19 protein-coding genes are annotated in these 23,173 nt (G+C 63.9%); 15 read left to right on the top strand and 4 right to left on the bottom strand.

Annotated elements, in window-relative coordinates:
• Positions 1-3: 3 nt before the first annotated feature.
• The 12 genes from JKA62_RS05025 to madM all read left to right on the top strand — a co-directional run bounded on the left by JKA62_RS05025 (position 4) and on the right by madM (position 16,037).
• Positions 4-2,064 carry a methyl-accepting chemotaxis protein gene (locus JKA62_RS05025; RefSeq protein WP_201816626.1) on the top strand — a complete coding sequence of 687 codons (2,061 nt, stop codon included), beginning with the start codon at positions 4-6 and terminating at the stop codon, positions 2,062-2,064.
• Between the two features lie 35 nt (positions 2,065-2,099).
• Positions 2,100-8,015 carry an Hpt domain-containing protein gene (locus JKA62_RS05020; RefSeq protein WP_201816624.1) on the top strand — a complete coding sequence of 1,972 codons (5,916 nt, stop codon included), beginning with the start codon at positions 2,100-2,102 and terminating at the stop codon, positions 8,013-8,015.
• On the top strand, positions 8,008-8,475 hold the full coding sequence (locus JKA62_RS05015) for a chemotaxis protein CheW (protein WP_011336361.1): 468 nt from the start codon (positions 8,008-8,010) through the stop codon (positions 8,473-8,475). Before JKA62_RS05020 ends, JKA62_RS05015 begins: the two co-directional genes overlap by 8 nt.
• Positions 8,476-8,791: 316 nt before the next feature.
• Positions 8,792-10,462 carry a malonate decarboxylase subunit alpha gene (gene mdcA, locus JKA62_RS05010; RefSeq protein ID WP_011336360.1) on the top strand — a complete coding sequence of 557 codons (1,671 nt, stop codon included), beginning with the start codon at positions 8,792-8,794 and terminating at the stop codon, positions 10,460-10,462.
• On the top strand, positions 10,462-11,334 hold the full coding sequence (locus tag JKA62_RS05005) for a triphosphoribosyl-dephospho-CoA synthase (protein ID WP_201816611.1): 873 nt from the start codon (positions 10,462-10,464) through the stop codon (positions 11,332-11,334). The genes mdcA and JKA62_RS05005 overlap by 1 nt, the downstream gene beginning before the upstream one ends.
• Positions 11,334-11,633 carry a malonate decarboxylase subunit delta gene (locus JKA62_RS05000; RefSeq protein WP_201816608.1) on the top strand — a complete coding sequence of 100 codons (300 nt, stop codon included), beginning with the start codon at positions 11,334-11,336 and terminating at the stop codon, positions 11,631-11,633. Before JKA62_RS05005 ends, JKA62_RS05000 begins: the two co-directional genes overlap by 1 nt.
• Positions 11,626-12,477 carry a biotin-independent malonate decarboxylase subunit beta gene (locus tag JKA62_RS04995; RefSeq protein WP_201816605.1) on the top strand — a complete coding sequence of 284 codons (852 nt, stop codon included), beginning with the start codon at positions 11,626-11,628 and terminating at the stop codon, positions 12,475-12,477. Before JKA62_RS05000 ends, JKA62_RS04995 begins: the two co-directional genes overlap by 8 nt.
• Positions 12,474-13,259 carry a biotin-independent malonate decarboxylase subunit gamma gene (mdcE, locus tag JKA62_RS04990; RefSeq protein ID WP_201816595.1) on the top strand — a complete coding sequence of 262 codons (786 nt, stop codon included), beginning with the start codon at positions 12,474-12,476 and terminating at the stop codon, positions 13,257-13,259. Before JKA62_RS04995 ends, mdcE begins: the two co-directional genes overlap by 4 nt.
• Positions 13,253-13,873, top strand: coding sequence for a malonate decarboxylase holo-ACP synthase (locus tag JKA62_RS04985; RefSeq protein ID WP_201816587.1), 621 nt, complete (start codon positions 13,253-13,255; stop codon positions 13,871-13,873). Before mdcE ends, JKA62_RS04985 begins: the two co-directional genes overlap by 7 nt.
• Positions 13,870-14,790 carry a malonate decarboxylase subunit epsilon gene (gene mdcH / locus JKA62_RS04980; RefSeq protein ID WP_201816585.1) on the top strand — a complete coding sequence of 307 codons (921 nt, stop codon included), beginning with the start codon at positions 13,870-13,872 and terminating at the stop codon, positions 14,788-14,790. The genes JKA62_RS04985 and mdcH overlap by 4 nt, the downstream gene beginning before the upstream one ends.
• A gap of 64 nt (positions 14,791-14,854) precedes the next feature.
• Positions 14,855-15,271 (top strand): malonate transporter subunit MadL, encoded by a 417-nt coding sequence (gene madL, locus JKA62_RS04975; protein WP_007953315.1) that lies wholly within the window; start codon positions 14,855-14,857, stop codon positions 15,269-15,271.
• A 1-nt stretch (position 15,272) separates the two neighbouring features.
• Entirely contained in the window at positions 15,273-16,037 is a 765-nt protein-coding gene (gene madM / locus JKA62_RS04970; protein ID WP_007953314.1) for a malonate transporter subunit MadM, read from the top strand.
• 40 nt (positions 16,038-16,077) lie between these two features.
• Here madM and JKA62_RS04965 read toward each other — a convergent pair whose 3' ends face one another.
• Complete coding sequence (locus JKA62_RS04965; RefSeq protein WP_011336352.1) at positions 16,078-16,995, bottom strand: LysR family transcriptional regulator; 918 nt, start codon at positions 16,993-16,995, stop codon at positions 16,078-16,080.
• Between the two features lie 142 nt (positions 16,996-17,137).
• Here JKA62_RS04965 and trhA point away from each other — a divergent pair, with 142 nt between their 5' ends.
• On the top strand, positions 17,138-17,755 hold the full coding sequence (trhA, locus tag JKA62_RS04960; protein WP_011336351.1) for a PAQR family membrane homeostasis protein TrhA: 618 nt from the start codon (positions 17,138-17,140) through the stop codon (positions 17,753-17,755).
• Here trhA and JKA62_RS04955 read toward each other — a convergent pair.
• A complete protein-coding gene (locus JKA62_RS04955; RefSeq protein ID WP_011336350.1) occupies positions 17,752-18,663 on the bottom strand; it encodes a LysR family transcriptional regulator in 912 nt (303 codons plus the stop codon). The two genes, trhA and JKA62_RS04955, sit on opposite strands and share 4 nt — an antisense overlap.
• A 108-nt stretch (positions 18,664-18,771) precedes the next feature.
• On the opposite strand from JKA62_RS04955, the gene JKA62_RS04950 reads away from it, so the two are divergent.
• Together JKA62_RS04950 and JKA62_RS04945 are read left to right on the top strand one after the other, a co-directional pair.
• The gene (locus JKA62_RS04950; RefSeq protein ID WP_201816582.1) at positions 18,772-20,013 is read left to right on the top strand and encodes a D-amino acid dehydrogenase; all 1,242 of its coding nucleotides are present in this window, start codon (positions 18,772-18,774) and stop codon (positions 20,011-20,013) included.
• 41 nt (positions 20,014-20,054) lie between these two features.
• Positions 20,055-20,957 (top strand): transporter substrate-binding domain-containing protein, encoded by a 903-nt coding sequence (locus JKA62_RS04945; protein ID WP_011336348.1) that lies wholly within the window; start codon positions 20,055-20,057, stop codon positions 20,955-20,957.
• Positions 20,958-20,961: 4 nt separating this feature from the next.
• On the opposite strand, the gene JKA62_RS04940 is transcribed toward JKA62_RS04945, so the two are convergent.
• Positions 20,962-21,681: a 16S rRNA (uracil(1498)-N(3))-methyltransferase gene (locus JKA62_RS04940; RefSeq protein ID WP_011336347.1), complete on the bottom strand. Its 720-nt coding sequence runs from the start codon at positions 21,679-21,681 to the stop codon at positions 20,962-20,964.
• 50 nt (positions 21,682-21,731) lie between these two features.
• Positions 21,732-23,138 carry an adenosylmethionine--8-amino-7-oxononanoate transaminase gene (locus JKA62_RS04935; RefSeq protein ID WP_011336346.1) on the bottom strand — a complete coding sequence of 469 codons (1,407 nt, stop codon included), beginning with the start codon at positions 23,136-23,138 and terminating at the stop codon, positions 21,732-21,734.
• Positions 23,139-23,173: the final 35 nt, after the last annotated feature.

Genomic DNA, 23,173 nt, shown 5'->3' with positions numbered 1-23,173 from the left:
CCGATGATCAAAGCAAAAACAGGCAAGCCCGCAGAAGGCTCGCGCAGCCGCTCGCAGATCATCGTGCTGTTCATCGCACTGATCGTGTTCATCATGCTGCTGTTCGCCAACTTCGCTTACCTCAACACCCAGGCCAACTACGACAAGCAGTACATCGGCCACGCCGGCGAGCTGCGGGTGCTGTCGCAGCGGATCGCCAAGAACGCCACCGAAGCCGCCGCCGGCAAGGCTGCCGCGTTCAAGCTGCTCAGCGATGCGCGCAATGATTTTGCCCAGCGCTGGGGTTATCTCAAGAAGGGCGATCCGAGTACCGGCCTGCCGCCGGCGCCGTCCGTCGTGCGCCCGGAAATGCGCGCCGTGCAGCTGGACTGGGAACGCCTGCTGAAAAACACCGACGCGATTCTCTCCAGCGAACAGACCGTGCTGTCGCTGCATCAGGTGGCCGCGACCCTGGCCGAAACCGTGCCGCAATTGCAGATCGAATACGAAAAGGTCGTGGAAATCCTCCTGCAACGCGGCGCCCCGGCGGCGCAGGTGGCGATGGCCCAGCGTCAGTCGCTGCTGGCCGAGCGGATTCTCGGCGCGGTGAACACCGTGCTCTCGGGCGATGAAAACTCCCAGCAGGCCGCCGACGCGTTCGGTCGCGATGCCGCGCGTTTCGGTCAGGTGCTCAACGGCATGTTGCAAGGCAACCCGGCGCTGAAAGTCAGCCAGGTCGAAGACCGCGACGCCCGTGCGCGCTTGAGCGAAATTTCCGAGCTGTTCCAGTTCGTGTCCGGTTCGGTGGATGAAATCCTTGAAACCTCGCCGGAGCTGTTCAAGGTTCGTGAGTCGGCCACCAACATCTTCAGCCTGTCGCAGACCCTGCTCGACGAAGCCTCGCACCTGGCCAGCCGTTTCGAAAACCTCGCTGGCGGGCGCAACACCGACACCATCGGCGGTTATGTGCTGGGCCTGCTGGCGCTGGCCTCGATCATTCTGATCGGCATGGTCATGGTCCGGGAAACCAACCGTCAACTGCGCGAGACCGCCGAGAAAAACGAGCGCAACCAGAACGCGATCATGCGCCTGCTCGACGAGATCGAAGACCTCGCCGACGGCGACCTGACCGTAACCGCCTCGGTGACCGAAGACTTCACCGGAACCATCGCCGACTCGATCAACTATTCAGTCGACCAGTTGCGTGATCTGGTCGCCACCATCAACCTCACTGCCGGACAGGTCGCCGCTGCGGTGCAGGAAACCCAGGCCACCGCCATGCACCTGGCCCAGGCCTCGGAGCATCAGGCCCAGCAGATTTCCGAAGCCTCGACCGCGATCAGCGACATGGCCCAATCGATCGATCAGGTGTCGGCCAACGCCGCTGAATCCTCGGCGGTGGCCGAGCGTTCGGTGGAGATCGCCAACAAGGGCAACGAGGTGGTGCACAACACCATCCACGGTATGGACAACATCCGCGAACAGATCCAGGACACCGCCAAGCGCATCAAGCGCCTGGGCGAGTCGTCCCAGGAAATCGGCGACATCGTCAGCCTGATCGATGACATTGCCGACCAGACCAACATCCTCGCCCTCAATGCCGCGATTCAGGCGTCGATGGCCGGTGATGCCGGGCGCGGTTTTGCCGTGGTGGCCGACGAAGTGCAGCGGCTGGCCGAGCGCTCGTCCGCCGCGACCCGGCAGATCGAGACGCTGGTGCGGGCGATCCAGACCGACACCAACGAAGCCGTGATTTCCATGGAGCAGACCACCACCGAAGTGGTGCGCGGCGCGCGGCTGGCGCAGGATGCCGGTGTGGCCCTGGAAGAAATCGAAGGCGTGTCCAAGACCCTTGCGGCGCTGATTCAGAGCATTTCCAACGCGGCGCAGCAGCAGACGTCTTCGGCCGGGCAGATTTCCCTGACGATGAACGTGATCCAACAGATCACCTCGCAGACCTCGTCCGGCTCCACGGCCACCGCCGAGAGCATCGGCAACCTGGCGAAAATGGCCAGCCAGTTGCGTCGTTCGGTGTCCGGGTTCACCTTGCCGACGACGCCTGCGCCCGTCGCGGACAAGGCGTGAGGCCTGCGGGCGAGGCAATGTCGAGCGGAGTGGTTATGGGTGACCGGCACGATTACGTGGCCCTCGAATGGGTCAAGGGTGAAATCGCCGAGACGCTGAGGCAGGCGCATCAGGCCATCGAAGCCGTGCTCGACGATCCGCAGTCGGTGCCCGGGCTGGACGAATGCCTGGCCTGCATCCATCAGGTACACGGCAGCCTGCAGATGGTCGAGTTCTACGGCGCGGCATTGCTCGCCGAAGAAATGGAACACTTGGTCGAAGCGTTGCAGAACGACCGCGTCAGCCATCGTGACGAAGCGCTGCACTTGTTGCTGCAGGCGCTGGGCCAATTGCCGATCTACCTCGACCGCGTGCAGGGCGCCCGCCGCGACCTGCCGCTGGTGGTGCTGCCGCTGATCAACGACTTGCGCAGCGCCCGGGGCGAAAGCCGGTTGTCGGAAACCAGCCTGTTCAGCCCGCAACTGCCCGAGCTGTCACCCCTGAGTCCGCAAGCGCTGGCCCTGCTTGAACCGGCAGAACTGCCGAATGTGCTGCGCAAATTGCGCCAGATGCTGCAAATGGCGCTGGTCGGACTGCTCCGCGAGCAGGATGACCAGACGCATCTCGCTTATCTGGCCAAAGTCTTTACCCGGCTGGAAGCAATCAGCGGTAACTCGCCGCTGAGCCCGTTGTGGCAGGTCGCCTCGGCGCTGGTCGAGGGCATGCGCGAAGGGCGAATCGCCAACAGCCCGGCCCTGCGCAGCCTGTTCAAGGACGCCGACAAGGAACTCAAGCGCCTGCTCGAACAGGGCATGCCCGGCCTCAACCAGCCGCCACCGCCTGAACTGCTGAAAAGCCTGCTGTTTTATATCGCCAAAGCCGAACATCCCACCGGGCAGATGCTGACCATGAAAGATCGCTACTCCCTGGACGACGCGCTGCCCGACAGCGCGATGGTCGACGAAGAACGCGCCCGCCTGGCCGGCCCCGACCGCGATGCCATGCGCTCGGTGCTCGCGGCGCTGTGCGAAGAACTGGTGCGGGTCAAGGAACGTCTCGACCTGTTCGTGCGCAGCGACCGTCAGCACGCCTCGGATCTGGACAGCCTGCTGGCGCCACTGCGGCAGATCGCCGACACCCTGGCGGTGCTCGGTTTCGGCCAGCCGCGCAAGGTGATCATCGATCAACTGGCGGTGGTGCTCAGCCTCGCGCAAGGCCAGCGCGAACCGAACGACGCTACGCTGATGGACGTCGCCGGCGCCTTGCTCTACGTCGAAGCGACCCTGGCCGGGATGGTTGGCACGGTGGAACCGGAGAGCCCGGAAGACTCGCGGCTGCCGACCACCGACCTGACGCAGATCCATCAGATCGTGATCAAGGAAGCGCGCATCTGCCTGCAACAGGCCAAGGACATGATCGTCGACTACATCGACGCCGACTGGGATCGCCAGCAACTGCAAAGCCTGCCGGCGCTGCTGACCCAGGTGCGCGGCGCGCTGGCGATGATTCCGCTGGCGCGGGCGGCAAGCCTGCTCGAAGCCTGCAATGGATTTATCCGCGAGCATCTGTTGCTCGACCCTCACGAGCCGGGCTGGCAGCAACTCGACAGCCTCGCCGACGCCATCACCAGCCTCGAGTACTACCTCGAGCGCCTGAGCGACGACCCGCAGGCACCCAGCGAGCACTTGCTGGATATCGCGCAGAAAAGCCTCGCCAGTCTCGGTTTCTTTCCTGACGAACAGCCCGGCGAGCCGCATGTACCGGTGCTCGATGATGTGCTCAGCCCCAGCGAAGCGCTGGTGATGCAGGATTTGCAGGAGCTGGACGACCCGCAGATCGTGCAGTCGTTGGCCGAAGTGCTGGCCAGTCCGGTGTCAGCGGTCAACCCGCCGGCGCAGACCACGCCGGGCAGCCTGCTGCCGCCACCGGCCGATGAAGAACCGGTGGACGACGAGCTGCGTGAAGTGTTCCTGGAAGAGACCGGTGAAGTGCTCGAGGTGCTGAGCGAATACCTGCCGGGCTGGTCTGCCGAGCCTGATGACCGCGCCGCCCTCAGTGAACTGCGCCGCGGTTTCCATACGCTGAAGGGCAGCGGTCGGATGGTGCGGGCGCTGGTCCTCGGCGAGCTGGCTTGGGCGGTGGAAAACCTGCTCAACCGAGTGCTGGAAAACAGTGTCGAACCCGGCCCGGCGGTGCGCCAGTTACTCGCCGACACGCTGCTGCTGTTGCCGGACCTGATCGCCGAATTCGCCACCAATGGCCAGCGTCAGCGCCACGATGTCGATCAACTGGCGGCCCGCGCCCATGCGTTGGCCAAGGGCGACACACCGTTGCCGGCCGAAGACGTGGAAGACGTCGCGGCCCTCGATCCGCTGTTGCTGGAGATTTTCCGCAACGAAGCCGAAACCCACCTCGCCAGCCTCAATCGTTTTCTCGATCAGGCTGCCGAGCATGTGCCGTTGCAGGCCAGCGACGAGTTGCAGCGAGCCCTGCACACCCTCAAGGGCAGCGCCTCGATGGCAGGAGTTTCGCCGATTGCCGAACTGGCGGGGCCGCTGGATAAACTGGCCCGGGAATTCAAGGCCCACCAACTGGCGCTGGACCTGGATGAAGTGGAACTGCTGCTCGAAGCCGAGGGCCTGTTCCGTGTCGGTCTGCGTCAGCTCAAACACGATCCACTGGCGCCGATTGTCGGTGCGCAGTCACTGATCAAACGCACCGAAACCCTGCTCGGCGAGCGTCTGGAATCGATCCTCAATGCCCCGAGCAGTGCGGTGCGGGTCAAGCGCGATCCGCAACTGATCAACAACTTCCTGGCCCAGGGCATGGACATCCTGCTCGACGCCGAAAACCTCTTGCAGCGCTGGCAGCAGCACCCCGGCGAACGTCAGGAACTCAGCGCGCTGCTGGATGAGCTGACTACCCTGGGCGAAGCCGCACACCTGGCGGATCTGCTGCCGGTGGATGTGCTGTGTGAAGCCTTGCTCGATCTGTACGGCGCGGTCGAAGAAAGCAGCCTGGCGGTCAGCGAGCGGTTTTTCCATGAAGCGCAGCAGGCCCACGAAGCGCTGATCAACATGCTCGACGAACTGGCCGCCGGCCAGGAAATCACCCCGCAACCGCAGCGCATCCGCGCCTTGCACGAACTGCTCGACGAGAGCCTCGATCCGTCGGCCATGGGCCTGATCCGCAGCGATGGCAGCCGCACCCTGAGCATCCGTGAACTGGGCAGCGCCACCGCCGAACTGCAACAACACAGCGCCGACAGCGGGCCGGACGACGAGATCGTCGAGATCTTCCTCGAAGAGGCGGTCGACATTCTCGACAGCGCCGGGCAAGCCTTGCAGCGCTGGCTGAAAGATCCGGAGAACGGCGCACCGCTGTCGTCGCTGCAACGGGACCTGCACACGCTCAAGGGCGGCGCGCGGATGGCCGAGGTTGCAGCGGTCGGCGATCTGGCCCATGAGCTGGAAGGTCTTTATCAAGGACTGGTGGATCGTCGTTACAGCCACAGCGAAGCTCTGGGTCGGTTGTTGCGCCAGAGCCACGAGCGTCTGGCGCAGTTCCTCGAACAATTGCACCGGCACCAGACGCTGGATCCGGCGCAGGACCTGATCGAAGCGATCCGCCGCTTTCGCCAGGGCCCGAGCGCCAGTCCCGAAACACCGACAGCTTCCGTCACGCAGGACGGTCCCGGACACGATCCGGAGCTGCTGGAAATCTTCCTCGAAGAAGGTTTCGACATCATCGAAAACTCCGGCGCCGCGCTGCTGCGCTGGCAGGCCGAACCCGGCAATCGCCAGGAAGTGGAAACCCTGCTGCGCGACCTGCACACCCTCAAGGGCGGTGCGCGGATGGTGGAAATCGGCCCGATCGGCGACCTCGCTCATGAGCTGGAAAACCTGTACGAAAGTCTGTCTGCCGGCACCCTGCAAGGCAGCGCCGAACTGTTTGCGTTGTTGCAACGCGGCCAGGACCGCTTGGCGCAGATGCTCGACGCGGTGCGCGCCGGCCAGCCGTGTCCTCCGGCGGATCGGCTGATCAGCGCGATCCAGAATTTCAGCCATCCGCTGGTTGTGCAGACCCCGGCGCCCGTGCCGCCGGTTGCGGTCAAGGCCGAGCCTGCCGCCCCGGCGCCCGAGGCCGGGGCGGACATGGTCAAGGTCTCCGCCGAGCTGCTGGATGAACTGGTCAACCTTGCCGGCGAAACCTCGATTTTCCGTGGGCGCATCGAGCAGCAGGTCAGCGATGCGCAGACCGCCCTGCACGAGATGGAAACCACCATCGAACGCATGCGCGACCAGTTGCGCCGGCTCGACACCGAAACCCAGGGGCGGATCCTCAGCCGTCAGCAAGTGGATGCCGAGCGCCTCGGCTACGAAGATTTCGACCCGCTGGAAATGGACCGCCATTCGCAGTTGCAACAGCTGTCACGGGCGCTGTTCGAGTCCGCTTCCGACTTGCTGGATCTGAAGGAAACCCTCGACCGGCGCACTCACGACGCCGAGAACCTGTTGCAGCAGCAGGGGCGGATCAACACCGAATTTCAGGAAGGCCTGATGCGCACGCGCATGGTGCCGTTCGAGCGCATGTTGCCGCGTCTGAAACGTATCGTCCGGCAGGTCGCCGAAGAGTTGGGCAAGGACGTCGCGTTCAGCGTCGGCAACGCCGAAGGCGAGATGGACCGCAACGTCCTCGAACGCATGGCCGCACCGCTGGAGCACATGCTGCGCAACGCCGTCGACCATGGTCTGGAGTCCGCCGAAGTCCGGCTGGCGGCGGGCAAACCGGCGCAGGGGCAGATCAGCCTCGACCTGTCCCGCGAGGGCGGCGATATTGTGTTCGACATCCGCGACGATGGCGCCGGCGTGCCGCTGGACGCCGTGCGGCACAAAGCGATCAAGCGCGGTCTGCTGGCGCCGGACGCCGAGATCAGCGACCGCGAGGTGTTGCAGTTCATCCTCCAGCCAGGCTTTTCCACGGCCGAGAAAATCACCCAGATTTCCGGGCGCGGCGTGGGCATGGACGTGGTGCACGAAGAAGTCCGGCAACTGGGCGGAACCATGAGCATCGACTCGGTGCCGGGGCAGGGCGTGCACTTCCGCATTCGCCTGCCGTTCACCGTGTCGGTCAACCGTGCGCTGATGGTGCAGTGTGGTGAGGATCAGTATGCGATTCCGTTGAACACCATCGACGGCATCGTCCGCGTGCTGCCGAATGAGCTGGACGGGCATTTCCGACTCGATCCGCCGAGTTATCAATACGGCGGCCAGCGTTATGAGCTGTGTTACCTGGGCGAGCTGCTGAAAACCGCGCCACGACCAAAACTGTCCGGCCAGAGCCTGCCGGTGCCGGTCTTGCTGGTGCAGTGCAACGACCGGCACATCGCGGTGCAGGTCGACACGATGGCCGGCACCCGCGAAATCGTGGTCAAGAGTCTCGGCCCGCAGTTCGCATCGGTGCAGGGCGTGTCCGGGGCGACGATTCTCGGCGATGGCCGGGTGGTGCTGATTCTCGACCTGCTGGCGCCGATCCGTGCGATGCAGGCGCGGTTGCCGCAGCGTCCGACCAGTCACGAAATCGAGAGCGAACCACAGAAGCCGTTGCTGGTGATGGTGGTCGACGACTCGGTCACGGTGCGCAAGGTCACCAGCCGCCTGCTCGAACGCCACGGCATGAACGTGCTGACCGCCAAGGACGGGGTCGATGCGATGTTGCTGCTGGAAGAACACATGCCGGACCTGATGCTGCTAGACATCGAAATGCCGCGCATGGACGGCTTCGAAGTGGCGACCCAGGTACGCCACGACGAACGCCTGCAACACCTGCCGATCATCATGATCACCTCGCGCACCGGCCAGAAACACCGCGACCGCGCGATGGCCATCGGCGTCAACGACTACCTCGGCAAGCCGTACCAGGAATCGGTGCTGCTCGAAAGCATCGCCCTGTGGAGCAAAAAACATGCATGAGCGCCAGCACAGTCAACGCGCCAGTCAGCTCACCGGGCTGCTGCTGCCGCTGGCGGATCGCAACCTGATCCTGCCCAACGTCGCCGTCGCCGAGCTGATCGACTACCAGTCGAGCGCCTTCGATCTCGATACACCGCCGTGGTATCTCGGTCGGGTGACCTGGCGCGAGCGGCAGATTCCGCTGCTGAGTTTCGAGTCGGCGTGCGGCAACAAGATCGTCATTGGCGAACGGGCGCGGATCGTCATCCTCAATGCCCTCGGCGGGCGGCCGGAGTTGAAGTTCATCGCGCTGCTGGTGCAGGGGATTCCGCGCTCGTACAAGCTCGACAGCCAGTTGAGTTATGTCGACGTGCCGCTGTGTGCGCTGGAGCAGGCGGCGGTGCAGGTCGGGGAGCAGGTGGCGAAGGTGCCGGATTTGTTGGCATTGGAGACGTTGTTGGTGGATGCGGGGCTGGTTTGAGTTCGCTTGAATTTTGAGTTGCCCCGTTTCCCCCTCACCCCAGCCCTCTCCCGGAGGGAGAGGGGGCCGACCGAGGTGTCTTGGATCATCCATCGACCTGAGCCACCGAGTTGATTATGGATTCAGAGCAAATCGTTCATTTCGGTGCATCTCGCTAAGATCCCACGGTCAGTCCCCTCTCCCTCCGGGAGAGGGCTAGGGTGAGGGCAGCTCTTGATCATTACGCTGACCGTAATGATTCACCACCGCGCTTGATTGATGCCCCCACCCGACACTCCTAAGGTAGCTCCACAACAGCGAACCCCGTGGAGTGAGCATGACAACAACCATTTCCCCCGACTCGCGCTGGACGCGGCGGCGTGACGAGAAGCAGCGGCGCCTCGACAAGGTGCGCGGGCTGGCCGACGGTGCGGTGTTGCCTACCGACAAAATCGTCGCGGCACTCGAAGCGCTGATCCATCCGGGCGACCGTGTGGTGCTGGAGGGCAATAACCAGAAGCAGGCGGATTTCCTTTCCCGCGCCCTGGCCAAGGCCGATCCGGAAAAGCTCCACGACCTGCACATGATCATGCCCAGCGTCGGTCGCTCCGAGCATCTGGACCTGTTCGAACGCGGCATCGCCCGCAAGCTCGATTTCTCCTTCGCCGGTACCCAGAGCCTGCGCATCAGCCAGTTGCTCGAAGACGGTCTACTGGAGATCGGCGCGATCCACACCTACATCGAACTCTACGCCCGGCTGGTGGTGGACCTGATCCCCAACGTCGTGCTCTCGGCCGGGTTCATGGCCGACCGTGCCGGCAACATATACACCGGCCCGAGCACCGAAGACACCCCGGCGCTGATTGAGCCGGCAGCGTTCAGCGACGGCATCGTCATCGTCCAGGTCAATCAACTGGTGGACGACGTCAGCGAACTGCCTCGTGTGGATATTCCGGCATCGTGGGTGGATTTCGTGGTGGTGGCGGACAAGCCGTTCTACATCGAACCGCTGTTCACGCGCGACCCCCGGCACATCAAGCCTGTGCACGTGCTGATGGCGATGATGGCGATCCGCGGGATCTACGAAAAACACAACGTGCAGTCGCTGAACCACGGCATCGGTTTCAACACCGCCGCCATCGAACTGATCCTGCCGACCTACGGCGAATCCCTCGGCCTCAAGGGCAAGATCTGCCGCAACTGGACGCTCAACCCGCACCCGACGTTGATCCCGGCGATTGAAAGCGGCTGGGTCGAAAGCGTGCATTGCTTTGGCACCGAACTGGGCATGGAAAACTACATCGCCGCCCGGCCCGATGTGTTCTTCACCGGCCGCGACGGCTCGCTGCGTTCCAACCGGATGTTCTGCCAACTGGCCGGGCAGTACGCGGTGGACCTGTTCATCGGCGCGACCCTGCAGGTCGATGGCGACGGCCATTCCTCCACCGTCACCCGAGGCCGCCTCGCCGGTTTCGGTGGCGCACCGAACATGGGTCACGATCCGCGCGGTCGCCGTCACGGCACCCCGGCGTGGCTCGACATGCGCCACGACGACTCGCAGCAACCGATGCTCGAACGCGGCAAGAAACTTGTGGTGCAGATGGTCGAGACGTTCCAGGAGGGCGGCAAACCGACCTTCGTCGAAACCCTCGACGCGGTAGAGGTGGCGAAGAAAAGCGGGATGCCGCTGGCGCCGATCATGATCTACGGCGACGACGTCACTCACCTGCTCACCGAAGAAGGCATCGCCTACCTGTACAAGGCGCGCTCGCTGGAAGAGCGTCAGGCGATGATCGCTGCGGTCGCTGGCGTCACCGCCATCGGCCTGCGCCATAACCCGAAAGACACCGAACGCATGCGCCGCGAAGGCCTGATCGCCTTGCCCGAAGACCTCGGCATCCGTCGCACCGACGCCACCCGCGAACTGCTCGCGGCGAAGAGCGTGGCCGATCTGGTCGAGTGGTCCGGCGGCCTCTACAACCCGCCCGCCAAGTTCAGGAGCTGGTAATGCACGCACTCAACCTGCAACCGAAAACCATCACCCTCGCGGAACGGCTGGCGGATCTGGCGGTGGACGCGCTGATCGACGAAGCCGACCTGTCGCCGAAACCGGCGCTGGTCGACCGGCGCGGCAACGGTGCGCACACCGATCTGCATTTGGGATTGATGCACGCCTCGGCGCTGGCGCTGTGGCCGGCGTTCAAGGAAATGGCCGAAGCCGCGCTCGAGTTCGGCGAGATCGGCTTGCCGCTGCGCGAAGCGATCGGCCGCATCGGCCGGGAAGGCGAGCAAGCGATGCTCGCCACCACCCACGGTGTGAACACCCATCGCGGGGCGATCTGGGCGTTGGGCCTGTTGGTCACAGCTGCTGCGCTGGATATGAAGTCCACCAGCGCTGGCGCCGTCACCCTGCGCGCTGCGCGTTTGGCGTTGCTCGATGACCGTTATGCGCCGCGCCCGCTGAGCCACGGCGCACAGGTCGCTCAACGCTACGGCGCTCGCGGTGCCCGGGAAGAAGCGCAACTTGGCTTCCCGTCGGTGGTGCAACGCGGCCTGCCGCAGCTCCAACGCAGCCGCGCCGCCGGCCATGGCGAACAGAACGCCCGGCTCGATGCGTTGCTCGCAATCATGACCGACCTCGCCGACACCTGCGTGCTGTACCGCGCCGGCGAACAGGGCCTGCACGCCATGCAGCACGGCGCCCAGGCAGTGCTCGACGCCGGCGGCAGCGCCAGCCTCACCGGTCGCCGTCGCCTGCACGAACTGGATCAACAACTCATCGCATTGAATGCCTCGCCCGGTGGCGCCGCCGACTTGCTCGCCGCCACTCTGCTGCTTGATCGAATCGAGCGCGACGGCATCCTTCAGGGAGCGTTTTGATGGAAACCTTATCCTTTGAATTCCCCGCCGGGCAGCCGCCGCGCGGTCGGGCGCTGGTCGGTTGTGTCGGCTCGGGCGATCTGGAGGTGCTGATCGAACCGGGCCTGGCCGGCAAGCTGACGATCAATGTGCAGACCTCGGTCAACGGCGCGCAGCAGCGTTGGCAGCATCTGTTTGCGCGGATGTTCGGCGGCACCACGCCACCGGCGATGGCCATCGATATCCACGACTTCGGCGCGACCCCGGGCGTGGTGCGTCTGCGCCTGGAACAAGGCTTCGAGGAGATCGGCCATGACTGACACCTCAGCGCTTCTACACAAACATTCGTTCGTCGAACTCGGCGCACGGCAGCGGGCGAAAGCCTTGCTCGACACCGGCACCTTCCGCGAACTGCTCGACCCGTTCCAGCGCGTCATGTCGCCATGGTTGGAGCGTCAGGGCGTGGTGCCGCAAGCCGATGACGGCGTGGTGATCGCCAAGGGCAGCCTCGACGGTTTACCGGTGGTGATCGCCGCCATCGAAGGCGCGTTTCAGGGCGGCAGCCTCGGTGAAGTCGGCGGCGCAAAAATCGCCGGCGCGCTGGAGCTGGCCGCCGAAGATAACCGCAAAGGCATCCCGACCCGCGCCATCCTGCTGCTGGAAACCGGCGGCGTGCGCTTGCAGGAAGCCAACCTCGGCTTGGCGGCGATTGCCGACATCCACGCGGCGATTGTCGATCTGCAGCAGCACCAACCGGTGGTTGGCGTGGTGGCCGGCAGCGTCGGTTGCTTTGGCGGGATGTCGATTGCCGCCGCGCTATGCAGCTATCTGCTGGTGACCCAGGAAGCACGCCTCGGCCTGAACGGCCCGCAGGTGATCGAGCAGGAAGCCGGGATCGAGGAATACGACTCCCGCGACCGGCCCTTCATCTGGAGCCTGACCGGTGGCGAGCAACGGTTTGCCAGCGGCCTGGTGGATCGCTATGTCGCCGATGACGTGGCGCAGATTCGCGGGCAGGTCGGCGAGTTGCTGCAACAGGGCCTGCCAGCGCAACCGCGCAGTCAACGGGCCGAGTGGTTCCTGCAACGCCTGACGAGCCTGGACACTGACAAGCAAATCGAGCCTTCGGTGGTTCGCGATCTGTATCAAGGAGAGCGCTCATGAGTGGTTATTCCGTGCGCGGTTTGAACTGGTTCAACGCCTTGAGCGCTGGTGCGAATGCGGTTGAAGGTTTGCCGCCATCGCTGAAGGTCGCCGACGGCCCACTCGGGCGCTTTATCGCGGTGGTCGCCGATCCGCAAAACCGTTTCCCTCGCGCCCGCAACGGCGAAGTCGGATTGCTCGAAGGCTGGGGTCTGGCCAAGGCGGTGGATGACGCGATCACCGCCGACCAGGACAAAACGCAAAAGCGCCCCTTGATCGCCATCGTCGATGTGCCGAGCCAGGCCTACGGTCGCCGCGAAGAAGCCCTCGGCATTCACCAGGCCCTGGCCGGTGCGGCGGACGCTTACGCCCGCGCGCGTCTGGCCGGGCATCCGGTGATTGCGCTGCTGGTGGGCAAGGCCATGTCCGGGGCGTTTCTGGCTCACGGCTACCAGGCCAACCGCTTGATCGCTCTGCGTGATCCGGGGGTGATGGTGCATGCGATGGGCAAGGCGTCGGCGGCGCGGGTGACGTTGCGCAGCGTCGAAGAACTGGAAGCCCTGGCGTCCAGCGTGCCGCCGATGGCCTATGACATCGACAGCTACGCCAGCCTCGGATTGCTCTGGGAAACCCTGTCGGTGCAGCAGATCGAACAGCCGACGGCGGAGGATCAGGCGCGGGTCAGCGAATGCTTGAAGCAAGCGATCAGCGATATTGCGGCGACTGATTTGAGCAATCGTCTCGGCGCGAAAAATCGCGAAGCCTCCAGCCGCGTGCGTGAATTGCTGAGGGCGCAGTGGTGAACACGCCTCTGGCCCACGACCTGCTGTGGGGCATGACGCCGGCGCAGTTGCCGGCGGATGCGCCGCAGTGGGCGATTGATTCGCTGGCTGCCGGGCAACCGGTGGTGGTGCGGCGGGCGTTGAGTGAAGACGGATGCGTGGCGGTGGGCGTGCGCGGTCTGTTGCGCGAGCAGCGGCTGGCGGCGTTTATGTCTGTCGATTCGATTGCTTGCCGGGTCAGCCCGGAAGCGCTTTGTCAGGTCGAGAGCGCGCGTGATCTGCCGGTCATGCAGGCGCTGCGGCAATTGCGGCCGGTGCTCGATGATTGCGGTTGGACCTGGGGTGTCAGTGGCAGTGTCGGGTTTGAGCTGGCCAGTGGATTTACGGCAATGCACGAGCGCAGCGATCTCGACTTGATTCTGCGTACACCGCAACTCATCACCCGTAACCAGGCGCGCAAACTGGTGGCGTATTTTGAACAGGCGATCTGCCGGGTCGATCTGCAATTGCAGACGCCGTTCGGTGCCGTCGCCCTGCGCGAATGGGCCGGGAACGCTTCGCGGGTGCTGTTGAAAAATGCCCGTGAAGCCTGTCTGGTGTCTGATCCGTGGAACCCGCAGGAGCAGGCAGCGTGAACAGTCTGCTGGTGTTTCCCGGTCAGGGCGCGCAACAGCCCGGCATGCTCCAGCGTTTGCCTCGGGAAACGCTGATCGAGGCCAGCGATAGCCTCGGTGAAGATGTCTTGCGGCTGGATTCCAGCGAAGCGTTGCGCAGCACGCGGGCGGTTCAGCTCTGTCTGTTGATCGCAGGGGTCGCAGCCTCGCGGCGATTGTTGCAGGACGGACTCACAGCGGACTACGTCGCCGGCCTGTCCATCGGTGCCTACCCGGCAGCGGTGGTTGCCGGAGCCTTGAGCTTCAGCGATGCGCTGCATCTGGTCAGCCTGCGCGGCGAGCTGATGCAGCAGGCTTATCCACAGGGCTTCGGCATGACCGCGATCATCGGCCTGCAATTATCCACCGTCGAAACGCTGCTGGCGCAGGTGCATGGCGCAGAAACGCCGGTATACCTGGCCAACATCAACGCCGATAACCAGGTGGTGATTGCCGGCAGCGACAAGGCGATGCAAGCGGTCGCCGAGTTGGCACGCGCTCGTGGCGCCGGTCTGGCAAAACGGCTGGCGGTCAGCGTGCCGTCGCACTGCCCGTTGCTGGATGAACCCGCGCAAACCCTCGCCGAAGCGTTCACCAGGGTTGAACTGAAATCACCAAAAATCGCTTACCTGAGCGGCAGTCGCGCCAGGCCTGTGACCCAGGTAGAAGCGCTGCGCGACGATCTCGCCTTCAACATGTGCCGCGTGGTGGACTGGCGCGGCACCGTGCAAAGCGCTTACGAGCGCGGCGTACGTTTACAGATCGAACTGCCGCCCGGTGCGGTGCTGACCGGGCTGGCGCGCCGGGTGTTTGAACAGGGGACTGTCGCTGCCTTCGACAGTGCCCGGCTCGACACCTTGCAGGCGCTGTTGCGTGAAGAGGAGGGCCGACGACCCTAGACCACCGACTCAGGCTTCGAACAACAAAAACAACATTCGACGATGCACTTTGAGGACTACAACAATGATTATTTACGGTGTGGCGCTGCTGGCGATCTGTACGCTGGCAGGGGTGATCATGGGTGACCTGCTCGGTGTACTTCTGGGCGTCAAATCCAACGTCGGCGGGGTCGGCATCGCCATGATCCTGTTGATCTGCGCGCGGTTGTGGATGCAGAAGCGCGGCGGCATGACCAAGGATTGCGAGATGGGCGTCGGCTTCTGGGGCGCCATGTACATTCCGGTGGTGGTGGCGATGGCCGCGCAACAAAACGTCGTCACCGCCCTGCACGGTGGCCCGGTGGCGGTGCTGGCGGCGATCGGTTCGGTGGTGGTCTGTGGCTGCACGATTGCTTTGATCAGCCGCACCCATAAAGGCGAGCCTTTGCCCGACGAGCCGGCGGAAATCTCCCCGGTCGGCACGCCGGTAGGAGGTCGCTGACATGTGGGATCTCATTGAAAAAGGTCTGGAACACAACGGTCTGATCACTGCCTTTGCCTTCGTCGGCGTGATCATGTGGGTCTCGGTGATTCTCTCCAAACGCCTGACCTTCGGGCGAATTCACGGCTCGGCGATTGCCATCGTCATCGGTCTGGTGCTGGCCTGGGTCGGCGGGACGATGACGGGCGGGCAGAAAGGCCTGGCGGACCTGACGCTGTTCTCCGGCATCGGCCTGATGGGCGGCGCGATGCTGCGGGATTTCGCGATCGTTGCCACGGCGTTTGAAGTGCAGGCGACCGAGGCGAAGAAGGCCGGGATGATCGGCGTGATTGCGCTGCTGCTGGGCACGATCCTGCCGTTCATTGTCGGTGCTTGCATGGCCTACGCGTTCGGTTATCGCGATGCGGTGAGCATGACCACCATCGGCGCCGGTGCGGTGACTTACATCGTCGGGCCAGTGACTGGTGCAGCGATTGGCGCGACGTCGGATGTGATGGCGCTGTCGATTGCCACCGGATTGATCAAGGCGATTCTGGTGATGGTCGGCACGCCGGTGGCGGCGCGCTGGATGGGCCTGGATAACCCGCGCTCGGCGATGGTGTTTGGCGGGCTGGCCGGGACCGTGAGTGGCGTGACGGCGGGGCTGGCGGCGACGGATCGGCGGTTGGTGCCTTATGGGGCGTTGACCGCGACCTTCCACACTGGGCTTGGCTGCCTGCTTGGGCCTTCGCTGCTGTTCTTCATTGTTCGCGGAATCGTTGGCTAGGTTCTGAAGCTCGTTCCCACGCTGAGCGTGGGAACGATCGTTAGGTGGACTGGCGATTGGCATACATCCGACACTCCGCCAACAACGCCAGCAGATTCGGATCCCGCTCTTTAGCCTTCAAAAACACCACCCCGATGTGCTGCTGCAACCGGTATTTCTCCTGCAACGGAATCAGCTTCACCCGGTTCTCGTACACCGCCGCAATCCTCCCCGGCAGCAACGCATAACCGACCCCGGAGCTGACCATGCTCAGCAGGGTGAAGATGTCGTTGACCTGCATCGCCACCTTCGGCTCGAACCCCGCCTGCCTGAACACCCGAATACCGTCCTGATGAGTGGCGAAGCCTTGGGTCAGGGTGATGAAGGTTTCGTCGCGCACCTCGGCCAGGTCCACTTCGCTGCGCTGCGCGAAACGCGAATCCGCCGGGGTGGCGAGGAAGATGTCGTCGGAAAACAGCGGAATCTGCTCGCAGTCCGGGTCGTTGACGGTTTCGTCCAGCGACACCAGGATCGCGTCGACTTCCATGTTTTTCAGCTTGTAGAGCAGGTCGATGTTCGAGCCGAGGATCAGGTCGATATTGAGTTCGCTGCGGCGGATCTTCAGGCCCATGATCAGCTGCGGCACGGTTTTCACCGTCAGCGAATACAGCGAGCCGAGCTTGAAGCGTTCAGCCGAGAACCCGGCGGCTTCGCGGGTCAGGCGTACGCTTTCGACCACGTCCTGAATCAGCTTCTGCGCCCGCTCCTCGAGCACGTAGGCGCTTTCCAGCGGCGTCAGGTTGCGCCCTTCGTGCTTGAACAGCGGACAGCGCAGGGCGCTTTCCAGCGAATGGATCGCGCGGTGCACGCTAACGTTGCTGGTCTGCAGCTCGGCGGCGGCGCGGGCGAGGTTGCCGGTACGCATGAAGGCGAGGAACACCTCGAGTTTCTTCAGGGTCAACTCTTCGTCGATCAGCATGGCGCGGACTCTTCTTGGTATCGCTCGATTGTGCCCAAATATCAGGACAGGTGCAGGCCCGTGTTGAACGGAAACATTGCGCTTTTACGCTCAAGGCCCGAGCCTTGCGCGCTGCGGTAAATGAAATCGAGGTGTGCGACACATGTATCACGGAGAAAAACTGAACGCCTGGACGCATCTGGTCGGGGCGGTGGCGGCGTTTGTCGGAGGCGTGTGGATGCTGGTGATTGCCAGCCTCGACGGCAGCCCGTGGAAGATTGTCAGCGTGGCGATTTATGCTTTTACGTTGCTGGTGCTCTACAGCGCATCCACCGTGTACCACAGCGTGCGCGGGCGCAAGAAAGCGATCATGAAGAAGGTCGATCACTTTTCGATCTACCTGCTGATCGCCGGCAGTTACACACCATTCTGCCTGGTGACGCTGCGCGGGCCGTGGGGCTGGACGCTGTTCGGGATCGTCTGGGGGCTGGCGCTGATCGGCATCCTGCAAGAGATCAAGCCGCGCTCGGAGGCGCGGATCCTGTCGATCGTGATCTACGCGGTGATGGGCTGGATCGTGCTGGTGGCGGTCAAGCCGCTGATCGCCGCGCTGGGGACGGCGGGGTTTGCCTGGCTGGCGTCGGGTGGCGTGCTGTACACCGTGGGGATCATCTTTTTTGCCCTCGACCATCGGTTGCGGCATGCCCACGGGATCTGGCATCTATTCGTGATCGCCGGAAGCTTGCTGCACTTTGTGGCGATTCTGTTTTATGTCCTTTAAGGGCGCATCAGTCGGTCGAGTTGTTCCCGGGCGCGCTGACTGAAGATCTGCAGCAAATCATTCAGGGTGTGCGGCAAAGGTTCAGTGGCGCGGGTCACGGCGTACAGCGTGATCGGTAGCGGCGGGGCGAGAGGGCGGATAGAGGTGGTGGCCGATGAGGCACCCAGCGCGGTGAACGGATCGATTACCGCCACGCCAGCTCCGGATTCCACCATCGCCCGCGCCAGCGAATACGTCTGCACGGCAATCCGCACACGCGGCGGCGGTTCGACCGCTTCAAGATAACTATCGAGGCGGGCGGCCAGCGGATCGGCACTGGACAGCCCGATCAGCGGCGCCCCGGCCAACGCCATCAGCGGCAACGGCTGACCGGCATCTTCCTCCGGCCAATAACCTCTCGGCGCCAATGCCACCAGAACCCCCGAGGCCAATGCCTGGGCCTTCAGCCCAGGATGATCCGGCAACTGTAACGTCAGGGCCACGTCCACTTCGCGCATCAGCAGGTTCTGCATCAGCTCGCGGCTGTGGGCGCTCGACAGTTCGCAGGCGATGTCCGGGAACTGCGCTGTCCACTGCTGGATCGCCGGCGGCAGCAACGACAGCGCCAGCGCCGGGGTCGCGCCGATCCGCAGGCTGTGACCGGGTGCGCGGCGCAGGCTCTGGGCCAGACGCCGCACGCCTTGCAGGCTTTCGGTGACCTTATCGACTTCGCGCTCCAGTTCCAGCGCTTCCGGGGTCGCCTGCAACTTGCCGCGCACCCGCAGAAACAACGGAAAGCCCAGCTGCTGCTCGGCGTGCTGCAGCACCTTGGTCACCGCCGGTTGCGAGACGTGCAGCAACTGCGCAGCGGCGCTGACCGAGCCCGTCTGGCGAATGGCCTGGAAAATCTCGATATGACGAAGGCGCATGACGATTCCATAACCTTTGTTTATAGGTCTGGCATCTTTATTCATTGTTCGGCGCCTGTCACCTCACCCTAACCTCGGCCTCATCTTCAAGAACGATTAAGGACGGACATGGCTCAGCGTGTGTGCATCATCGGCGGCGGCGTGATCGGGCTGGCAACGGCCTGGGCGCTGGTGCGCGACGGCTTCGAGGTGACGGTGGTCGAGGCGCGGCAGTCGCTGGGCAGCGAAACCAGCTTCGCCAACGGCGGCCAGTTGTCCTACCGCTACGTTGCGCCGCTGGCCGATGCCGGCGTGCCGTTGCAGGCAATCGGCTGGATGCTGCGCGGCGACTCACCGCTCAAGCTGCGCCCGCGCCTGGACCCGGCGCAATGGCGCTGGATGGCCTCGTTTCTCGCCGCGTGCCGCACCTCGGTCAACCGCGAAAACGCCGCGCATCTGTTGCGTCTGGCGCTGTTCAGCCAGAGCACACTGAAACGCTGGCGCGAAGACGACGGACTGGTCGGTTTCAATTGGCGGCGCAACGGCAAACTGGTGACCTTCCGCAATCCCGCCAGCTTCGAGCATGCACGCAACGGTCTGGCCGATCCGCAGCAACAACAGGTGTTGTCCGCCACCGAATGTGCACGACTGGAACCGGCACTGGCCGATGCGCCGTTTGTGGGCGCGATCTACACGCCGGATGAAGAAGTCGGCGACTGTCACGGCTTCTGCCAGCAGCTGGCGGCGCGATTGAAGGCGTCGGGTCGCTGCGAGTTTCGCCTTGGGCAGGCAGTCACCGGCATTCGCCACAACCACGGCGCGGTCACGGCCATTGAACTTGGCGACGAAACCCTGCCGGTCGAACAACTGGTGATCGCCGCCGGCCATCGCAGCCCGTTGCTGGCGCTGCCCGGCCTGCGCCTGCCGTTGTACCCGCTGAAGGGCTACAGCCTGACCGTGCCGATCGGCAGCGAGCATCGGGCGCCGGACGTGAGCATCACCGACTACGACCGCAAGATCGTCTACGCGCGTATCGGCGAACAACTGCGCGTGGCGGCGATGGTCGACATCGTCGGTTTCGACCCGGCGGTGGATCCCGAGCGGCTGGCGCTGATCAAACGTCAGGCCCGCGGCACCTTTCCCGACGCAGGCGACTACGATGCGGCCGTCGAATGGGCCGGCATGCGCCCGGCCACGCCCACCGGCGTTCCGCTGCTGGGCGCCACGGCGTATCGCAACCTGTGGCTCAACCTCGGCCACGGCGCGCTGGGTTTCACCCTGGCCTGCGGCAGCGGGCAGTTGCTCAGCGAGCTGATTGGCGAGCAGCGCACATCCATTGATCTGCACGGGTTCAATCCCCGTGCGGCGTGACGGTTTCTGCTAAAACACCCCACCCACAACGGAGAATAACAATGCAAAAAATCACGTTGCTCGGCTGCACTCTGGCGCTGGTTTTCGGCGCTCAGGCGCAGGCCAGTGAAGTGCCGCTGACCGGTACGCTCGGCAAGGTCGCCAGCGCCAACAGCATCACCCTGGGTTATCGCGATGCGTCGGTGCCGTTCTCGTATGTGGGCGATCACACCGGCCAGCCAATGGGGTATTCGGTGGAACTGGCGGACAAGATCGTCGAGCGTATCAAGCAGCAACTGGCGTTGCCGGAGCTGAAGGTGAAGTACAACCTGGTGACGTCGCAGACGCGGATTCCCCTGGTGCAGAACGGCACGGTCGACCTTGAATGCGGCTCCACCGGGGTGACCGCCGAACGGCAGAAGCAGGTCGCGTTCTCCTACGGTTTCATCTACGTCAAAGGGCAGTTGCTGACCGCCAGGGACAGCGGCATCCAAAGCTTCGATGACCTGCGTGGCAAGAACGTGGTGACCACCGCCGGCACCACCAACGAGCGTTATCTGAAGAGCTACAACCTTGACCACAAACTGAACATGTTCGTGATCAGCGCCAAGGATCACGGCGAGGCGTTCCAGATGCTGCAATCAGGGCGCGCGGCGGCGTTCTACATGGACGATGCGCTGCTTTACGGCGAGCGGGCCAAGGCGCGCGACCCGCATAACTGGGTCGTGGTGGGGGAGGAGCAATCGCGGGAAATCTACAGCTGCATGGTGCGCAAGGATGATCCGCAATTTCTCGCGCTGGTCAACGGTGTGCTGGCCGACCTGTACAGCTCGGGGGAGATCAACGGGATCTACCGCAAGTGGTTCGAACAGCCGATCCCGCCGAAGGGCCTGAACCTTGAGTTCCCGATGACCCGCGAACTCAAGGCAATCATCGCCAGACCAACCAGTGATCCGGTGCAGTGACGGGTTAGAAATCACCCCACAGTTGCTGCGCCACCGCCAGCGCCACAACCGGCGCAGTTTCGGTGCGCAGCACGCGCGGGCCGAGGCGGGCGGCGTGGAAGCCGCCGGCCTTGGCTTGCTCGACTTCGGCGTCGGACAAACCGCCTTCCGGGCCGATCAGGAACGCCAGGGTCGATGGTTTTGCATGGCTGACCAGCGGCTCGGCCACCGGGTGCAGCACCAGTTTCAGTTCGGCTTCGGTCTGCTTCAGCCAGTCGGCCAGCAGCACCGGTGGATGAATCACTGGCACTCGCGAGCGACCGCATTGCTCGCAAGCGCTGATCGCCACTTGGCGCCAGTGCAGCAGGCGTTTGTCGGCGCGTTCGTCCTTGAGCCGGACTTCGCAGCGCTCGCTGAAGATCGGGGTGATTTCAGTCACGCCCAGTTCGGTGGCTTTCTGGATTGCCCAGTCCATCCGTTCGCCGCGGGACAGGCCCTGGCCGAGGTGGATCTTCAGCGGCGATTCGACCTGACCGGCGAACTGCTCGTCGATCTGCACCACCACGCGTTTCTTGCCGACTTCCACCAGGGAGCCGCGAAACTCGTGGCCTGAACCGTCGAACAACTGCACCGCATCGCCCTCGGCCATGCGCAGCACGCGGCTGATGTAATGCGCCTGGGCTTCCGGCAGTTCGTGTTCGCCGGTGCTGAGCGGGGCGTCGATAAAGAAGCGGGACAGTCTCATGGTGGTTCTCTAGAAAATTGGATCAGGATCGCTGTTGTGGCGAGTGATGCTTAGCCCGGATCGCGGAACCCGGGATGGAAATCTTTCGGCACCGCCACGCTGACGCTGTCGCGGGTAGCAATGTCGATGCCTTCGCTGGCGACTTCGGCGAGGAAGTCGATCTGCTCCGGGGTGATCACGTACGGCGGCAGGAAATACACCACGCTGCCCAACGGGCGCAGCAACGCGCCGCGCTCCAGCGCATGCTGGAACACCTTCAACCCGCGACGTTCCTGCCACGGATAGGCCTCTTTCGTGGCTTTGTCCTTGACCATCTCGATCGCCAGCACCATGCCGGTCTGACGGACTTCCGAAACATTCGCATGATCCACCAGATGCGCCGTCGCCGAGGCCATGCGTTGAGCCAGCGCCCGGTTGTTCTCGATCACGTTGTCCTGTTCGAAAATATCCAGGGTCGCCAACGCCGCCGCACACGCCAGCGGGTTGCCGGTGTAGCTGTGCGAATGCAGGAACGCACGCAGGGTCGGGTAATCGTCGTAGAACGCGCTGTACACCTCGTCGGTGGTCAGGCACGCGGCCAACGGCAGATAACCGCCGGTCAGGGCTTTCGACAGGCACAGGAAGTCCGGGCGGATGCCGGCCTGTTCGCAGGCGAACATCGTTCCGGTGCGGCCGAAGCCGACGGCGATTTCGTCGTGGATCAGGTGCACACCGTAACGGTCGCAGGCTTCGCGCAGCAGCTTGAGATAGACCGGGTGGTACATGCGCATGCCGCCGGCGCCCTGGATCAGTGGCTCGACGATCACGGCCGCGACGCTGTCATGATTTTCCGCCAGCGTCTGTTCCATGGCCGCGAACATGTTGCGCGAATGCTCTTCCCAGCTCATGCCCTGCGGGCGCAGGTAGCAATCCGGGCTCGGCACCTTGATGGTGTCCATCAGCAGGGCTTTGTAGGTTTCGGTGAACAATGGCACGTCACCGACCGCCATCGCCGCCATGGTTTCGCCGTGGTAGCTGTTGGTCAGGGTGACGAAGCGCTTCTTGTTCGGCTGGCCGCGGTTGAGCCAGTAGTGAAAGCTCATTTTCAGCGCGACTTCGATGCAGGACGAACCGTTATCGGCGTAGAACACCCGGTTCAGGCCTTCCGGCGTCATCTTCACCAGACGCTCGGACAGTTCGATCACCGGCTGATGGCTGAAACCGGCCAGAATCACGTGTTCCAGCTGATCGACCTGATCCTTGATGCGTTGGTTGATGCGCGGGTTGGCGTGGCCGAACACGTTGACCCACCAGGAGCTGACCGCATCCAGATAACGCTTGCCTTCGAAGTCTTCCAGCCAGACGCCTTCACCGCGCTTGATCGGGATCAGCGGCAGCTGTTCGTGGTCTTTCATCTGGGTGCAGGGATGCCACAGCACCGCGAGATCGCGTTGCATCCACTGGTTGTTCAGGCCCATGTTCAGTCTCCTCGAGGCGGCTCGCGTCAGGCGCG

The organism is Pseudomonas sp. B7, assembly GCF_016735645.1.
GTDB lineage: Bacteria > Pseudomonadota > Gammaproteobacteria > Pseudomonadales > Pseudomonadaceae > Aquipseudomonas > Aquipseudomonas glycinae.
The sequence above is the reverse complement of the archived record's forward strand: the minus strand, read 5'-3'. Positions and strand labels throughout refer to the sequence as shown.

What these genes read in the sequence shown, in the direction of transcription:
- JKA62_RS05025 (WP_201816626.1), top strand. Translation starts at nt 4, where the DNA reads ATGATCAAAGCAAAAACAGGCAAGCCCGCAGAAGGCTCGCGCAGCCGC.
- JKA62_RS05020 (WP_201816624.1), top strand. Translation starts at nt 2,100, where the DNA reads ATGGGTGACCGGCACGATTACGTGGCCCTCGAATGGGTCAAGGGTGAA.
- JKA62_RS05015 (WP_011336361.1), top strand. Translation starts at nt 8,008, where the DNA reads ATGCATGAGCGCCAGCACAGTCAACGCGCCAGTCAGCTCACCGGGCTG.
- mdcA (WP_011336360.1), top strand. Translation starts at nt 8,792, where the DNA reads ATGACAACAACCATTTCCCCCGACTCGCGCTGGACGCGGCGGCGTGAC.
- JKA62_RS05005 (WP_201816611.1), top strand. Translation starts at nt 10,462, where the DNA reads ATGCACGCACTCAACCTGCAACCGAAAACCATCACCCTCGCGGAACGG.
- JKA62_RS05000 (WP_201816608.1), top strand. Translation starts at nt 11,334, where the DNA reads ATGGAAACCTTATCCTTTGAATTCCCCGCCGGGCAGCCGCCGCGCGGT.
- JKA62_RS04995 (WP_201816605.1), top strand. Translation starts at nt 11,626, where the DNA reads ATGACTGACACCTCAGCGCTTCTACACAAACATTCGTTCGTCGAACTC.
- mdcE (WP_201816595.1), top strand. Translation starts at nt 12,474, where the DNA reads ATGAGTGGTTATTCCGTGCGCGGTTTGAACTGGTTCAACGCCTTGAGC.
- madL (WP_007953315.1), top strand. Translation starts at nt 14,855, where the DNA reads ATGATTATTTACGGTGTGGCGCTGCTGGCGATCTGTACGCTGGCAGGG.
- madM (WP_007953314.1), top strand. Translation starts at nt 15,273, where the DNA reads ATGTGGGATCTCATTGAAAAAGGTCTGGAACACAACGGTCTGATCACT.
- JKA62_RS04965 (WP_011336352.1), bottom strand. Translation starts at nt 16,995, where the DNA reads ATGCTGATCGACGAAGAGTTGACCCTGAAGAAACTCGAGGTGTTCCTC.
- trhA (WP_011336351.1), top strand. Translation starts at nt 17,138, where the DNA reads ATGTATCACGGAGAAAAACTGAACGCCTGGACGCATCTGGTCGGGGCG.
- JKA62_RS04955 (WP_011336350.1), bottom strand. Translation starts at nt 18,663, where the DNA reads ATGCGCCTTCGTCATATCGAGATTTTCCAGGCCATTCGCCAGACGGGC.
- JKA62_RS04950 (WP_201816582.1), top strand. Translation starts at nt 18,772, where the DNA reads ATGGCTCAGCGTGTGTGCATCATCGGCGGCGGCGTGATCGGGCTGGCA.
- JKA62_RS04945 (WP_011336348.1), top strand. Translation starts at nt 20,055, where the DNA reads ATGCAAAAAATCACGTTGCTCGGCTGCACTCTGGCGCTGGTTTTCGGC.
- JKA62_RS04940 (WP_011336347.1), bottom strand. Translation starts at nt 21,681, where the DNA reads ATGAGACTGTCCCGCTTCTTTATCGACGCCCCGCTCAGCACCGGCGAA.
- JKA62_RS04935 (WP_011336346.1), bottom strand. Translation starts at nt 23,138, where the DNA reads ATGGGCCTGAACAACCAGTGGATGCAACGCGATCTCGCGGTGCTGTGG.